General features: G+C 63.6%; 12 protein-coding genes and 1 pseudogene. All 13 read right to left on the bottom strand.

Features of this window, described 5'->3' with window-relative positions; genetic code table 11:
• Nucleotides 1-17 precede the first annotated feature (17 nt).
• The 13 genes and pseudogenes from ABIE49_RS35445 to ABIE49_RS35385 all read right to left on the bottom strand — a co-directional run bounded on the left by ABIE49_RS35445 (nt 18) and on the right by ABIE49_RS35385 (nt 14,114).
• A complete protein-coding gene (locus ABIE49_RS35445; protein ID WP_192734744.1) occupies nt 18-998 on the bottom strand; it encodes an ABC transporter ATP-binding protein in 981 nt (326 codons plus the stop codon).
• 26 nt (nt 999-1,024) lie between these two features.
• On the bottom strand, nt 1,025-2,014 hold the full coding sequence (locus ABIE49_RS35440; RefSeq protein WP_192734464.1) for an ABC transporter ATP-binding protein: 990 nt from the start codon (nt 2,012-2,014) through the stop codon (nt 1,025-1,027).
• 4 nt (nt 2,015-2,018) lie between these two features.
• Nucleotides 2,019-2,933: an ABC transporter permease gene (locus tag ABIE49_RS35435; protein WP_192734743.1), complete on the bottom strand. Its 915-nt coding sequence runs from the start codon at nt 2,931-2,933 to the stop codon at nt 2,019-2,021.
• A gap of 5 nt (nt 2,934-2,938) precedes the next feature.
• Nucleotides 2,939-3,880, bottom strand: coding sequence for an ABC transporter permease (locus ABIE49_RS35430; RefSeq protein ID WP_192734463.1), 942 nt, complete (start codon nt 3,878-3,880; stop codon nt 2,939-2,941).
• Between the two features lie 17 nt (nt 3,881-3,897).
• Nucleotides 3,898-5,502: an ABC transporter substrate-binding protein gene (locus ABIE49_RS35425; RefSeq protein ID WP_192734462.1), complete on the bottom strand. Its 1,605-nt coding sequence runs from the start codon at nt 5,500-5,502 to the stop codon at nt 3,898-3,900.
• Nucleotides 5,503-5,775: 273 nt separating this feature from the next.
• Nucleotides 5,776-6,909, bottom strand: a pseudogene (locus ABIE49_RS35420) (amidohydrolase/deacetylase family metallohydrolase); the annotation flags it as partial.
• A gap of 77 nt (nt 6,910-6,986) precedes the next feature.
• Nucleotides 6,987-8,360 (bottom strand): amidohydrolase family protein, encoded by a 1,374-nt coding sequence (locus ABIE49_RS35415; RefSeq protein ID WP_192734461.1) that lies wholly within the window; start codon nt 8,358-8,360, stop codon nt 6,987-6,989.
• A complete protein-coding gene (locus tag ABIE49_RS35410) occupies nt 8,357-9,937 on the bottom strand; it encodes an ABC transporter substrate-binding protein (RefSeq protein ID WP_192734460.1) in 1,581 nt (526 codons plus the stop codon). Before ABIE49_RS35410 ends, ABIE49_RS35415 begins: the two co-directional genes overlap by 4 nt.
• 37 nt (nt 9,938-9,974) lie before the next feature.
• Complete coding sequence (locus ABIE49_RS35405; protein WP_192734459.1) at nt 9,975-10,859, bottom strand: polysaccharide deacetylase family protein; 885 nt, start codon at nt 10,857-10,859, stop codon at nt 9,975-9,977.
• Nucleotides 10,846-11,658 carry an ABC transporter substrate-binding protein gene (locus tag ABIE49_RS35400; RefSeq protein ID WP_354067695.1) on the bottom strand — a complete coding sequence of 271 codons (813 nt, stop codon included), beginning with the start codon at nt 11,656-11,658 and terminating at the stop codon, nt 10,846-10,848. The genes ABIE49_RS35405 and ABIE49_RS35400 overlap by 14 nt, the downstream gene beginning before the upstream one ends.
• Nucleotides 11,659-11,674: 16 nt before the next feature.
• Complete coding sequence (locus ABIE49_RS35395) at nt 11,675-12,439, bottom strand: amino acid ABC transporter ATP-binding protein (RefSeq protein ID WP_192734457.1); 765 nt, start codon at nt 12,437-12,439, stop codon at nt 11,675-11,677.
• Nucleotides 12,436-13,293 carry an amino acid ABC transporter permease gene (locus tag ABIE49_RS35390; RefSeq protein ID WP_192734456.1) on the bottom strand — a complete coding sequence of 286 codons (858 nt, stop codon included), beginning with the start codon at nt 13,291-13,293 and terminating at the stop codon, nt 12,436-12,438. Before ABIE49_RS35390 ends, ABIE49_RS35395 begins: the two co-directional genes overlap by 4 nt.
• Entirely contained in the window at nt 13,290-14,114 is an 825-nt protein-coding gene (locus ABIE49_RS35385) for an ABC transporter substrate-binding protein (protein ID WP_192734455.1), read from the bottom strand. Before ABIE49_RS35385 ends, ABIE49_RS35390 begins: the two co-directional genes overlap by 4 nt.
• Nucleotides 14,115-14,153 lie beyond the last annotated feature (39 nt).

Genomic DNA, 14,153 nt, shown 5'->3' with positions numbered 1-14,153 from the left:
GAAGCCCTTCGAAGCGATCAGACCGGCAGCGCGTCGAGATGACACGCGGCCCACTGGTCGTCGCCAACCGAGCGCAGTTTCGGCTCCTCGGTCCGGCAGCGATCGAACACGTATGGACACCTCGTGTGGAATCGGCAACCGCTCGGCGGATTGATCGGGCTCGGGACGTCGCCTTTCAGGATGATCGGGTTGCGGATCGCGCCAGGCTCCGGCACCGGCACCGCCGACAGCAACGCCCTGGTATAGGGATGCCGGGGCGCGGTGAAGATCTGCTGCCTGGGCGCCGTCTCGACGATCTTGCCGAGATACATCACGGCGACACGGTGCGTCATATGCTCGACGATCGCCAGATCGTGGCTGATGAAGAGCAGCGCGAGGCCGAACTCGCGCTGCAGATCCTGCAGCAGGTTGACGATCTGCGCCTTGACCGAGACGTCGAGCGCCGAGACTGCTTCGTCGCAGACGATCAGCTCGGGCTCCGCCGCTAATGCCCGGGCGATACCGATGCGCTGGCGCTGGCCGCCCGAGAATTCGTGGGGCCGGCGGCCCAGCGCGTCACGCGGCAGGCGCACGGTGTCCATCAGCGCCGCAACCTTGGCCTCGAGTTCGGCGGAAGATTTGGCAAGACCAAAATTGCGGATCGGCTCGGCCAGGATATCGCGCACGCGCATGCGCGGATTGAGGCTGGAGAACGGATCCTGGAACACCACCTGCACACGGCGGCGCATGCTGCGCAGGGCTGCGGGTGACGCGTCGTCGATGCGCTGGCCGTCGAGCACCACCTGGCCCGACGTGATGTCGAACAGGCGCAGAATCGCGCGGCCGACCGTCGACTTGCCGCAACCGGACTCGCCGACCAGCGACAGCGTCTCGCCGCGCGCGACCTCAAAGGACACGCCGTCCACCGCATAGACCCATTTGGACTTGCGGCTGAACAAGCCGCCGCGGACCGGAAAATGTTTCTTGAGATCGTTGACCTGCAGCAACGGGACTTGCAGCAAGGGGACTTGGAGCAGTGGCGCGTTCATGCCGCAGCCGCCTCCTTGACGGCATAGTGGCAGGCAGCGATATGGCGGGGGCCCTTCTCTTCAAGACCTGGCGCGACCTGCCGGCAGAGATCGGTCGCCAGCGCGCACCGCCCCGCGAACACACAGCCCTCGATCCGTCCTTTGAGGCTGGGCACCTGGCCCGGGATTTCGGCGAGACGCCGCGCGGCCCCTGTGAGCGAGGAGCCGAGCTTGGGCACCGCGCCGAGCAGGCCCTGCGTATAGGGATGACGCGGCGAGCGGAATAGTTGGGCCACCGGCGCCTCCTCGACCTTGCGGCCGGCATACATCACCATGACGCGCTCGGCGATTTCAGCGACCACGCCGAGATCATGGGTGACCAGGATGATCGCCGCACCGACCCGGCGCTTGAGGTCCAGCATCAACTGCAGGATCTGCGCCTGGATCGTGACGTCGAGCGCCGTGGTCGGCTCGTCGGCGATCAGGAGTTTTGGGTTGCAGGCCAGCGCCATCGCGATCATCACGCGCTGGCGCATGCCGCCGGAAAGCTGATGCGGATATTCGCGCACGCGCCGTACCGACTCCGGGATGCCGACCAGGTTCAGCATGTCGACGGCGCGGGCTTCCGCGGCCTGCTTGTCGAGCCCCTGATGCATGCGCAGCGTCTCTCCGATCTGACGGCCGACGGTCAGCACCGGATTGAGGCTCGTCATCGGCTCCTGGAAGATCATCGAAATGTCGTTGCCGCGAATGGCGCGCATTTCGCGCTCGGAGAGTTGCAGCAGATCCTTGCCCTGGAAGCGGATCGAGCCTGCGATCTTGCCGGGGGGCTCGGGGATCAAGCGCATCAACGACATCGAGGTGACCGACTTGCCGCAACCGGATTCGCCGACGATCGCCAGCGTCTCGCCTTCATTGACATCGAAGGAAACACCGTCGACGGCGCGGTTGATGCCCTCGGGGGTCCGGAAATGGGTCTGCAGATTTTCGACTTCGAGCAATGCCATTAGATCAGAGACTCTTTGCCATTCGCGGATCGAGCGCGTCACGCAGGCCGTCGCCGAGCAGGTTGACGGCCAGCACGGTGACGGACAGGAACGCGGCGGGAAAGAATACGATGTAGGGTTTGACCTGCCACAGCGCCCTGCCCTCGGCCATGATGTTGCCCCAGGACGGAATGGTGGGCGGCGTACCGGCACCGATGAAGGAGAGAATGGACTCCACGATCATGGCGCTGGCGCAGATATAGGTCGCCTGAACCAGCATCGGCGCCAGCGTGTTGGGCAGGATGTGGCGCAGGATGATCATCGGCGTTCGCGTGCCGGACGCTGTCGCGGCGTCGACATAGGGCTGCTCGCGCAACGACAGCACGACGCTGCGCACCAGGCGCGAGACGCGGGGGATTTCGGCCACCGTGATCGCCAGGATCACATTGCCGACGCTGGCGCGCGTCAACGCCATCAGCGCAACCGCAAGCAGGATCGGCGGGATCGACATCAGCCCGTCCATGAACCGCATGATGATGCCGTCGGCCCATCGCACGAAGCCGGAGACAAGGCCGATGGCAAGACCGGCCAGCGAAGCCAGTACCGCCACCGAAAGACCGACCGTGAGCGAGACCCGCGCCCCGTAGATCACGCGTGAATAGATGTCGCGGCCCAGTACGTCGGTACCGAACCAGTAATCCGCCGATGGTACGCGCGTGCGTTTGGCGGGCGCGATCGTGGTCGGGTCGACGGTCCAGAGATAAGGCGCAAAGATTCCGACCAGGACGAGGCAGATGAGCAATGCGCCGCCGATCGCGACCGTCGGATGATTGCGCAGGAAGCCGAGGACGCCGCGGCGGATTTTGACCGGCGACAGCAGATCCGGCAATTGCGGCGCGACCACGAGGCCCGGCGGTATCCGCACCGTGTTGGTTTCCATGACGGTCAATAGCGGATCCTCGGGTCGACCAGGGTGTAAGTAACGTCGACCATCAGATTGACCAGCACATAGAGGAAGCTGAACAGCAACACGATGCCCTGGATGACAGGATAATCGCGGCGCAGGATCGCGTCGATCGTCAGCCGTCCAAGGCCCGGAATGGCGAACACGCTTTCGGTCACCACCGCGCCGCCGATCAAAAGCGCGATACCGATACCGATCACCGTCACGATCGGAACGGCCGCGTTCTTCAGCGCGTGAATGAACAGGATGCTGCGCTGGTCAAGGCCTTTGGCGCGGGCGGTGCGGACATAATCCTGCTGCAACACCTCGAGCATCGAGGCCCGGGTAATGCGCGCGATCAGCGCGATGTAGACCGAGCCAAGGGCAAGCGCCGGCAGGATCAGGTTCTGGAACCATGGCCAGACGCCATTGGACAGCGGTGTATAGCCCTGCACCGGAAGCCATTCGAAATGCAGCGCGAACACATAGGCAAGGACATAGCCGACAACAAAGACCGGAAGCGAGAAGGCGAACACCGCGAATGCCATGATGGTGCGGTCGATCCAGCTCCCCGCCTTCCATGCCGCCACCACGCCGAGCGGCACCGCGACAAGGATGGTCAGCACCAGCGTGATCGCCATCAGCGACAACGTCGGCTCGATCCGCTGCGCGATCATCTTGGCGACCGGCAAATTGGTGAAGATCGAGGTGCCGAGATTCCCGTGCAAGATGTCCCATAGCCAGGTGCCGAACTGGACCAGAAACGGCCGGTCGAGTCCGAGGCTTTGACGTATCCGCTCGACGTCGGCGGGGCTTGCCTGGTCACCTGCAATCACCGCCGCCGGATCGCCCGGCGCGATGTAAAGCAGGCTGAAGACGAACAGCGCGACGATCCCCATTACAGGCAACGTCGAGAGAATGCGCCGCAGGATATACGAGAGCATGTCGATTCACTGTCCCATCATGCGGTCTTCGACACGCCCCAGAAGAACGGCAGCGGCCCCTTCGCGATGCCGGAGACATTCTTGCGCCACGCCGTATAGCTCAGGAAGAATCCGGTCGGCGCATAGACGACGTCCTCTAGCGCCGCCTTGTTGAGGCGCCCCACCGCGGCCTTCTCCTCATCGAGATTCTTGGCGCCGAACCAGGCCGTGACTTCCTTTTCCACGGCCTCGCTCGTGGGCCAGCCAAACCACGCCTTGTCGCCAGTACCTCGAACAGCATTGTAGACCGCCGGATTGACGCAATCCGCGCCGGCGTGCCAGGTGTGAAATACTTGCCAGCCCCCCTGGCCCGGAGGCGTCTTCTGGGCGCGGCGGGAACCGACCGTGCCCCAGTCTGTCGCGATGAAATCAACATTCATCCCCATCTGCTTCAAAAGATCGGCGGTGACATCGCCGAACGCTTTGGTGATCGGTTGATCCTGCGCCACCAGGCAAGTGACCGGCTGTCCCGAATAACCGCTCTCGGCCAAGAGCTTCTTGGCCACTGTGAGGTCGCGCTTGCCTTTCAGTATCTCGCCGCCCGCCTCGCTGTAGAGCGGCGTATCCGGCGTGAAGAAGCCCGGCAGCGGCTTCCAGAGCGCGGGGTCATCTCCAACCAGCGCGCGCATGTAATCTTCCTGGCTCAGCGCGGTGAGCACGGCGCGCCGCGCCTTCACATCGTTGAAGGGCGGATGCAGATGGTTCATCCGGAACGAGCCGATGTTGCCGAGTGGGTCGGCGATGTCGACGTTGATGTTGCGGTTCTTCTTCAGTGACGGCACCAGATCGGTGATCGGATTTTCCCACCAATCGACCTCGCCGTTCTGAAGTGCTGCGGCCGCCGTAGCGGGATCCGGGATCACCACCCATTCGATGCGGTCGATCAGCATCTGCTTGCCGCCGGCCAGCCAGGACGCCTTCTCCTGCCGCGGCGTGTAATCGGCAAATTTCTCGAACACCGCCTTGGCGCCGGGCACCCACTCGCTCTTCGCGAATTTCATCGGGCCCGAGCCGATATAGTCGGGGATTTGCTTGAACGGATCGGTCTGCGCGAGGCGCTCCGGCATGATGAAGGCGATGGGCGTGCTGTTCTTGCCCAGCGCCAGCAGCATCTTCGGATAAGGCGCCTTCAGCGACCACTTGAAGGTCCTGTCGTCGACGGCGACCAGCTCGTTCTGAAGCGCCTTGAGCATCAGCCCCATCGGATCGCGCGCCGACCAACGCGTCAGGCTCGCCACCACATCCTTGCTCAGCACCGGCTCGCCGTCATGGAACTTCAACCCCGGCCGGAGCCGGAAGGTCCAGACCAGACCGTCATCGGAGGTCTCCTCGGACTCGATCATCTGGCGCTGCGGCTGCAGCGTCGCATCGACGCCATAGAGGGTGTCCCACACCATCGCGGCGGCGTTGCGCACGACATACTGGGTCCCCCAAATGGGATCGAAATTCGCAAGATTGGCTTGGGGCACGAAGCGCAAGGTGCGCGCCGCGGCGCCTTGGGAAAGGGCCGGCATCGACAAGCCACCCGTTGCAGCCAGGCTGCCTACCCCGGCAAATCCCTTCAACAGCGTCCTGCGATCCATGGTGCTCTCCCCGGTTTTGGGTTGTGATGAACGATTCCGCCTGTCTCATGGGCCGAGGGTTCGGCGCCGGTGAGGTGAAACAGGCCAATCAGATGATAGCGATCAGCTTCCTTTGCGTGCAAATGGTATGCCAGCGGGGCCAGGTTGTTCCGCTGCCAAAAGTCAGGTCGATCATGAACGAAGACGCATTTTTCGAGCGATCACGTCTTCGAGCGATGCATCATCCAGGGCCGGTAAACCTGCTGCGAGTTGCTTGAACTTCTCCGATGGTTTCGGGTGCCACCAGCGACCGCCAATGACGACGCCTTCGGAGACGATCTTGCGGTCGCCGATCAGATGCTCGCCGATGACGTCGACATAGTCAAACTGCCCTTGCGCGATCGAGATCAGGGTGGCGTCTCCGGCGCTGCCCGGCTTCAGGCTGCCGAGTTCGGGACGCCGCAGCGCCATCGCGGCATTGACGGTTGACGCGGCGACCACCTCAGGGAGCGGCATTCCCATGCACAGGAACTTGGACATGGTCGTCACCTGATCGAAGGCTGGGCCGTCGATGCACAGCAGATGGACATCCGAAGAGATGGTGTCGGGATAAAAGCCGTTGGCGAGCATCGCCCGGGCGGTCTTGAAGGCGAAGGAGCCCTTGCCGTGGCCGATGTCGAACAACACGCCGCGTTCGCGCGCCTCCAGCACCGCCCTTTTGACCGTGCCCTGGGCCGTGGCGGGCGTATTGGGAAAGGGCCGGAATGCGTGGGTGAGGACGTCGCCGGGGCGCAGCCGCGCGAGCACCTCCTCGTAGCTTGGCGGGGGATGGTCGATATGCGCCATCAACGGCATGCCGACCTGTTCGGCGACCTCAAGCGCGATGTCGAGCGGCACGATCCCCGAGGTACCGGAGGCGTGGAGACCGACCCGCACCTTGATGCCGACGATGAGATCACGATTTTGATCCGCCACCGTGGCGGCGTCGATCGGATTCATCAGCCGGAGCTCTTCGCTCTCGCCGACCATGACCCGATGCGAGAAGCCGAAGATGCCGGCGTGCGAGACGTGCAGATAAGCGAGAATACGGACCTGGCTCGGCTCGATGACGTGCTTTCGGAAGCCGGCAAAATTTCCTGGGCCGGCACTACCCGTATCAACCGCCGTGGTGACGCCCGACGTGCGGCAGAATTCCTCGGCGTCGATGCCGAGCGAGGTGCCGCCCCAATAAACATGCGTATGCAGATCGATCAGGCCCGGCGTGACGATGTAACCTGAGACGTCGCGCACGTCGGTGCCGGGATCGGCCTTGAGGTCGCTTCCGACCATGGCCACCTTGCCACCGGCAAATGCCACATCCGTCACGGCGTCGAGTTTTTGGGATGGGTCAATTACTCGACCGCCGCGCAAGATCAAATCGAAAGGCATTGCGAACTCCTGATATGACGGTCAAGGAAGCAGCGGGAGCGTGTCACGCCCCTCCAACACTGCGCGTGTGCGGACCGTCAGCCATTAAAGGCCGCCTGGGCTTCTGGCAAATCCCAGATCTTGCCGATCGCGGCGGTTCCCGCCGAGATCGTCGCGGCCTCGTCGCCGTGAATGTACCGGCCGCCATCGATCAGCACACGCCCGTCAACAATGACCTGGTCGATATTGGCGCGATTGCCAAGCGCCACCAGCCCGCGCCGCGGATCGAACAGCGGCTGCAGATGGGGATGGGTCAAATCGACGACGGTGAGGTCAGCCGTTGCACCCGGGGCGATGATCCCGAGATCCGGTCGCTTGATGACCGCGGCCGCGGTTGCCGTGACCGACTCGATCAACTCGGGTGCATTGGCGACGTCGGGCCGAGCGGACACGATCTTCGAGATCATCGACGCCGCGTTGAGTTCGCCGAGCAGGTCCATGTTGTAGCCATCGGTTCCGACCACCGTCCGGACGCCGTGCTCGGCGAACCGGCTGAACGCCGCGGTAACGCCTGCACGCGCAAACACGCGCGGGCAGTTCAGCACCGTGGCGCCCCTCGCCGCCATCAGCTTCAAATCACCATCGCTGCTCGCGATGCAGTGCGCGGCCAGTAGGTCCGGCGCCAGCAGGCCCAGCCAGTCGAGGTATTCGGCCGGCGTGCGGCCACCGTGACGGCTGCCGATCGTCGCGACTTCGGCCTGGCTTTGCGCGAGATGAGTGGTGATGGGAATGCCGAGTTCGCGCGCGCGGGCGGCACATGCCCGCAACAGATCCGGACCACAGGTGTCGGTCGCGTGCGGGCTCATCGCAAGGCCGATCCGCCCATCGCCGCGCCCGTTCCAGCGATGGTACAGCGCATTCCAGGTATCCATATCGGCCTGGCCGTCATCGCCGGCGTAGCGCACCACGCCGTCCGGCCCAGCCTTGGCGTCCGACGTGGAGAACAGATACGGCGCCCCATAGAAGCGGATGCCCATCTCCTCGGCGGCGTCGAACATTTCAGGGATGGTGTTGCGGAACGGCTCCATAACGGTCGTGGCGCCGCCCTTCAGCAATTGCAGAATGCCGAGTCGTGCGATGGCAAGGCGTTCCGAAGGCGACAGCATGTCGGCGCCGCGCTTGGTCAGCGGCAGCAGCACCGTATAGACGATGCTCTGATTATTCTTGCGACCGTTGCCGTCCTCCGTGTGGGTCCGGGCGACAGCTTCGCTGAAACAATGGTTGTGCAGGTTCAAAAGCCCGGGCAGCACGAAACGGCCCGGTCGGTCAAACACCTCAGTGGCAGACGGACGGTCGCGCGTGACGGCGGCGATCCGCTTGCCTTCGAGCAGCACCCAATGATCGCGCAGCACCTCCTGCGCACCGTCATTGCGCGACAACACATAGCTGCCGAAGATTGCGATCGTGCTCATGCGGGTTTCACATTCCAGAACACGGCCGTGCCGTCGAGGATGCCGGTGATACCAGAGCGGTAGGCGGTCGGTTGTTTATACTGGCCGATCGGGAAATAGGGAATTTCCTCGAACGACAAGGCCTGGATATCGCGGCAGATCCGCTGTTGCTCGGCAAGATTGGGAGCCGCGAGCCATTGGCTTCGGAGCGCGCCCATCTTCTCGCTCTTGTACCAGCCGGCCACTTTGCTGTCGCCGCGCAGGTTCGAATTGCCGGCCGGGTTGAGCCAATCGATGCCCTGCCAGTTGCCGACACCGGCGCTCCAGCCGCCCTGGGCGACAGGCTCCTTTTTCAACTGCCGCTGCAGCACGATGCCGAAATCCAGTCCGGCATATTCGACGTTCATGCCGGCCTGCTGCAGCATGTCGGCAGCGATGTCGCCGAGCGGCTTTTGTGCCAGCGAATTGGTTGGGACGAGCAGCACCACCTTCTCGCCATTGTAGCCGGCCGCTTTCAGATCGGCCTTGACCTTCGCCATGTCGCGCGGCCCGCGGAACACGTTCAGGCCGACATCGCTCGCCATCGGCGTCCCCGGCGCAAAGAAGCCGATCGGCGCGGTTTGATAGACGGGATCTTCGCCCGCAACCGCCGTCATGAAGGCGGACTGGTCGATCGCACCGAGCAGCGCGCGGCGGATAGCCGGATTGTCGAAGGGCGGCTGCAGATGGTTCACCCGCAACATGCAGGTGTAGCCTCGCGGGTCGAGAATCCGCGTGGTGACGCCGCTACGCTTCAACACCGGCAGCAAATCGTGCGGCGTTGTTTCCTGCCAATCCTGTTCGCGCGTTTGCAGCGCAGCGACCCCTGTCGCCGCATCCGGCATCGTCGTCCAGACCACGCGGTCGTAGTGAACGATCTTGGGACCGGCGGTCCAATCCGGCTTGCCATCCTGCCGGGGCTGATAGCGATCGAAGCGGGCGTACACATTGCGCGCGCCCTGCACGCGCTCGTCTGCCACGAAACGGAAGGGACCGCTGCCGACCACCTCGGTCAGCGGCTTGAACGGATCCTGGCTCGCCAGCCGTTCGGGCATCATGAACGGCGCCTGGATCGCGGCCTTGCCGAGCGCCGCCGGCAACAGGGGGAAAGGCCGGCTCAACCGAAAACGGATGGTGCGGTCGTCCGGTGCCGACAGTTCATCCGTCGCCGCCATCAGTTCGGCGCCGAATCCGTCGCGGGCTGCCCATCGGCGAATGCTGGCGACGCAATCCCGCGCCAGCACGCGCTCACCGTCATGCCATAGCAGGCCGTCGCGCAATGTGAGCTCCCACTGCTTATCGTCATTGGACACGACATGCCCGGACACCATCTGCGGCGAGACCTCAAGCGCCGAATTCATGCCGTAGAGCGTGTCGTAGACCATGAATCCATGATTACGGGAGACCTGCGCTGTGGAGTAAATCGGATCGATGAAGGTCAGATCGATCACGGGAATGAAGCGCAGGGTGGTCTGTGACTGCGCCCGCACGGTCCCCGGCAGCGACAGCGCCGGCGCTACGGCCGCGGCCTTCAAGAGTGAGCGGCGGGAAACAATCATCGAGGACTCCTGGAATAATTGATCGGCGCCGCGGGTCTCAGCGTGCGGCGGCTTCGTGACGGCTGAAATTCGCCGCGATCGCCTCGCCGGTCGTGATCCACAAATCCGGGCAGGATTTGGCGTAGGTGAGGAATTCCCGCAGCAGGCGCAGCCGCATCGGGCGGCCGCTGCATTGCGGATGCAGCACGGTCGTGACCATCGCGCCCCAATCCCTGACCTCGTCGAGTTCATCCTTCCAGATCGAGAGCACGTGCTCCTTCGGAAAGATCGGCCGCGGGCTGAATCGGGCAGACAGCCCGTGCATCCAGTCGTCGTAGCTTGCGGTCACCGGAAGCTCGATCGTGCCCGGCCGGCCATCCGCCAGCTGATGGCGGTAAGGCCGCACGTCGTCCCGAAACGAGGAGGTGTAGACGATGCCGTGGCGCACCAGTGCCACGCGCAATTCTTCGGTGAATTCGCCGTAAGGCGCCCGATAGCCGGTCGGCTTGACGCCGAGCCGGCGCTTCAGCGCCTCAAAACCCCGCTCCAGTTCTTCCTCAATCCAGGGATCGCCCGGATCCGGCAGCAAATGGTGATAGCCGTGATGGCCGATCTCGTGACCGGCCTTGAGAATGGCCTCGGCCATCGCTGGGTGCGCATCCACCGACCAGCCGGTGATGAAGAACGTCGCCTTCAGGTCAAGCTGATCGAGCAGTTCCAGCAGCTTCGGCGTGCCGACGCGCGCCTCGTAGCCGCCGTAACTCATCGTGATCAGGCGCTGGGCATGGGCTGCGTCCTTGCTGGTCCAGGCGCTTTCCGCATCCACGTCGAAGGAGAGGAACATCGCCGAGGTATGGGGTTTGGGCCAGGGATACTCCGGCGCCATCGGCGCGGTGTTCGCCGGAACCAGAGGAATGCTCGCGAGCGCTTTACTGTCCTGCATTGATCATCGCCTTTTCTACGCCGTAGTCGGTCAATTTCCATTTCGCCAGCAACGCGCGGTAGGAGCCATCGGCGATCAAGCCGTCGAGGGCCTCCACGAACGCCTTCTGAAGCACCGTCTCCTTCACACCCAAGGCAAGTCCTGTGAACTGGACCGCGAAAACCTCGCCGACCGGAACATAAGTCCCGGGCTCGAGGTCCATTATGTAGGGAAGCGTCTCGCCGCCCTGAACGGCCGCGTCGAGTCGCCCCTGCCTGAGCTGGGTCCGGGCATCGGCCGAGCCTTCGGTGCCGACGTATACGATCGGATTGCCGCCGCAATTCGCGTCGCTCCAGGCGGCGATCAGTTTCGGAAACGACGTGCGCCGGCTGGCACCGACCTTTTTTCCGCAAAACGCCTTCGTGTCCTTGAACTCGGCTGCGCGCGATTGCTGCACAAAGAAGCGCGGACCGTTGCGGAGGTAGTCGACAAAGGTCGCCGTATCCTGCCGGCTTGCCATGTCGGTCATCCCGGACAGGATCGCATCCACCCTCCCCGTCGCAATCGCGGGCATCATCTGGTCGAAACTGGTTTCCTGCCAGACGATCTTGAGCCCGAGCTTGCGGCCGAGCGCCTCGCCAAGCTCGACGTCGAAACCGGCCAGTGTGTTGGTCGCCGGATCCTTGAATTCCAACGGAGGATAGTTCGGCACGATCGCAACCTTGATGCTGCCCTGCTTTGCGATTTCTGGTGGCAGCTCGACCGCCATGGCTGAGCTATCGGCGGCACAGAGGAACGCCGCTGCAAGAATACGTTTGATCATGAAAATGTCCCCATCAGATCACCGCGGAAAGAAACGATTTCGTGCGCACCTCACGGGGCGCGCCGAGAACTTCGGCGGCGGGCCCGGACTCCACGATCGCGCCATGGTCCATATAGATGACGGTGTCGGCCACCTCGCGCGCGAAGCCGAGTTCGTGCGTCACCACCATCATCGTCATGCCGCTGCGGGCAAGTTCCTTCATGACGCTGAGCACCTCGCCGACCAGTTCGGGATCGAGCGCGCTGGTCGGCTCGTCGAACAGCATCAGCATCGGCTTCATGGCAAGCGCACGGGCAATCGCCACCCGCTGCTGCTGTCCGCCGGAAAGCTGGGAGGGATAGGCATCGGCTTTCGCCACCAGTCCGACGCGCCGCAGCAGCTCCATCGCCTCCGCCTGCACCTCAGCCCGGTTGCGGCCCTGCACTTGCACCGGACCTTCGGTGATGTTTTCCAGCGCCGTCTTGTGCGGAAACAGGTTGAAGCGCTGAAACACCATGCCGGTCTTCAGGCGCTGGTGCGCAATCTGCCGCTCGGTGAGGCGATGCAATCGCCCGCCCTCCTCCCGCACGCCCAGCAATTCACCGTCGAGCCAGATGCCGCCGCTGTCGACCGGCGTAAGCTGGTTGATGCAACGCAGCAGCGTCGTCTTGCCCGACCCCGACGCACCGATCAGGCAAAGCACCTCGCCTGCCCGGACGTCCAGCGAGACCTTGTTCAGGGCCTGAAACTCCCCGAAATTCTTGCTGACCGATCGGATGGCGACGAGGGGCTTGGTCATCGGGTGATCTGCAATGCGCCACGCGCGAAGCGTCGCTCGAGCAGCATCTGCAGGGGCGTCAGAATTGAGACGACGAGCAGATACCACGAGCCGGCGACGATCAGCAGTTCAATCACGCGCGAATTCGCGTAATAGATATTCTCCGCGGCGTGCAGCACCTCCGGATACTGGATGACGCTCGCCAACGACGTCGCCTTCACCATGCCGATGAATTCATTACCGAGCGGCGGGGTCACCACCCGCATCGCCTGCGGCAGAATGATCCGGCGCAGCGCGCGCAATCGTCCCATTCCGATCGCCTGGGCGGCCTCATATTGTCCGACGTCGACCGACAGCATGCCTGCCCGCATCACTTCGGACGTGTAGGCGCCCTGATTGATGCCGAGTCCGAGAAGGGCTGAAAGGAACGGCGTCATGACGTCGACCGCCCGGGCCTCCCACAGGCCGGGAATGCCGATCGTCGGAAACACCAGCGCGATGTTGAACCAGAGCAGCAACTGCAGGATCAGCGGCGTGCCGCGGAACAGCCACGTATAGCCGGCAGCGACCGATTTGAGCACTGGATTGGGCGACAGTCGCATGATCGCGGCGACGACGCCGAGCACGATGCCGAGGGACATCGCGAGCACCGCCATCACCATGGTGTTGACGATGCCTTCGAGGATCGCCTTCGCAGTCAGGAAGCGGCCGACATAGCTCCATTCAATCTGACCGTTGACGAAGGCGCGGCCGATCGCCGCCAGCACCACGAGAATAGCTGCCGCGGCGAGCCAGCGCTGCCAATGCGCCTGACGCGCGACCGTCATGCCGGAGATGTCGGGGAAGCCTCCGGCCAGCGCGGGCGCCGTTCTCATTGCGTGGCCGCGTTCATCATCGGCTGGGCAACTGCATTAGCTCCCAGCCCCCATTTGTCGAGGATGGCCTTGTACGAACCATCCCTCATCATCGCGGCGAGATGCTCCGTCACCACCTCGCGTAGCGCCGCATCGTCTTTCCGGAACATGATGCCCTGATAGCCGGTGGAGAACGGCTCACCGATAATGCGGTATTTCCCGGCCTCCTGTGCCTGGGCGTAGGGCAAGGTTTCGCTGCCTTGCACAGCGGCGTCGATGCGGCCCTGCTTGAGCTGGTTGCGGACGTCGATGCTGTTTTCGCCCGGAACATATTGCACGGCGGGCTTGCCGGTCGCTTCGCAGTTCTGCTTGCTCCACTTCTCGATCTCGATCGGGAAGCTGGTGCTGCGCGTGGTCCCGACCTTCTTGCCGCAGAGATCGATGGCGGTCTTCGCTGCATTTTCAGCCAGAACGAAGAACTGCGGACCCGTCGCCAGATAGTCGATGAAATCAGCGGTCTCGCGCCGCGAGGCGCGATCTGAAATGCCGCTGATGATGAAATCCGCGCGCTTGGTCTGCAACGAGGGGATGAGTTCGGCGAACGGCGTTTCACTCCAGATGATCTTTACGCCGAGGCGTTTCGCAAGCTCGTTCGCAAGATCGATATCGAGCCCGACGAGCTGGTTCGTCGTCGGATCGCGATACTCCATGGGCGCGTAGGTCGAATTGACCGTCAGCCGCAACGTGCCCGCCTGCTTGATTGTTTCAGGCAGTTCAGCGGCCTGCGCAGTTGTAATGGCAAGGAGAGCAGCGAAACCAGCGGAGAACCAGAGGCGTGTCATATCAGCTCCTTCGGCCCGCGGCCGCGACTGGACGCATCA

The sequence above is a fragment of the Bradyrhizobium sp. OAE829 genome (assembly GCF_040546575.1).
Classification (GTDB): domain Bacteria; phylum Pseudomonadota; class Alphaproteobacteria; order Rhizobiales; family Xanthobacteraceae; genus Bradyrhizobium.
The sequence above is the reverse complement of the archived record's forward strand: the minus strand, read 5'-3'. Positions and strand labels throughout refer to the sequence as shown.

What these genes read in the sequence shown, in the direction of transcription:
- ABIE49_RS35440 (WP_192734464.1), bottom strand. Translation starts at nt 2,014, where the DNA reads ATGGCATTGCTCGAAGTCGAAAATCTGCAGACCCATTTCCGGACCCCC.
- ABIE49_RS35435 (WP_192734743.1), bottom strand. Translation starts at nt 2,933, where the DNA reads ATGGAAACCAACACGGTGCGGATACCGCCGGGCCTCGTGGTCGCGCCG.
- ABIE49_RS35430 (WP_192734463.1), bottom strand. Translation starts at nt 3,880, where the DNA reads ATGCTCTCGTATATCCTGCGGCGCATTCTCTCGACGTTGCCTGTAATG.
- ABIE49_RS35425 (WP_192734462.1), bottom strand. Translation starts at nt 5,502, where the DNA reads ATGGATCGCAGGACGCTGTTGAAGGGATTTGCCGGGGTAGGCAGCCTG.
- ABIE49_RS35415 (WP_192734461.1), bottom strand. Translation starts at nt 8,360, where the DNA reads ATGAGCACGATCGCAATCTTCGGCAGCTATGTGTTGTCGCGCAATGAC.
- ABIE49_RS35410 (WP_192734460.1), bottom strand. Translation starts at nt 9,937, where the DNA reads ATGATTGTTTCCCGCCGCTCACTCTTGAAGGCCGCGGCCGTAGCGCCG.
- ABIE49_RS35405 (WP_192734459.1), bottom strand. Translation starts at nt 10,859, where the DNA reads ATGCAGGACAGTAAAGCGCTCGCGAGCATTCCTCTGGTTCCGGCGAAC.
- ABIE49_RS35395 (WP_192734457.1), bottom strand. Translation starts at nt 12,439, where the DNA reads ATGACCAAGCCCCTCGTCGCCATCCGATCGGTCAGCAAGAATTTCGGG.
- ABIE49_RS35390 (WP_192734456.1), bottom strand. Translation starts at nt 13,293, where the DNA reads ATGAGAACGGCGCCCGCGCTGGCCGGAGGCTTCCCCGACATCTCCGGC.
- ABIE49_RS35385 (WP_192734455.1), bottom strand. Translation starts at nt 14,114, where the DNA reads ATGACACGCCTCTGGTTCTCCGCTGGTTTCGCTGCTCTCCTTGCCATT.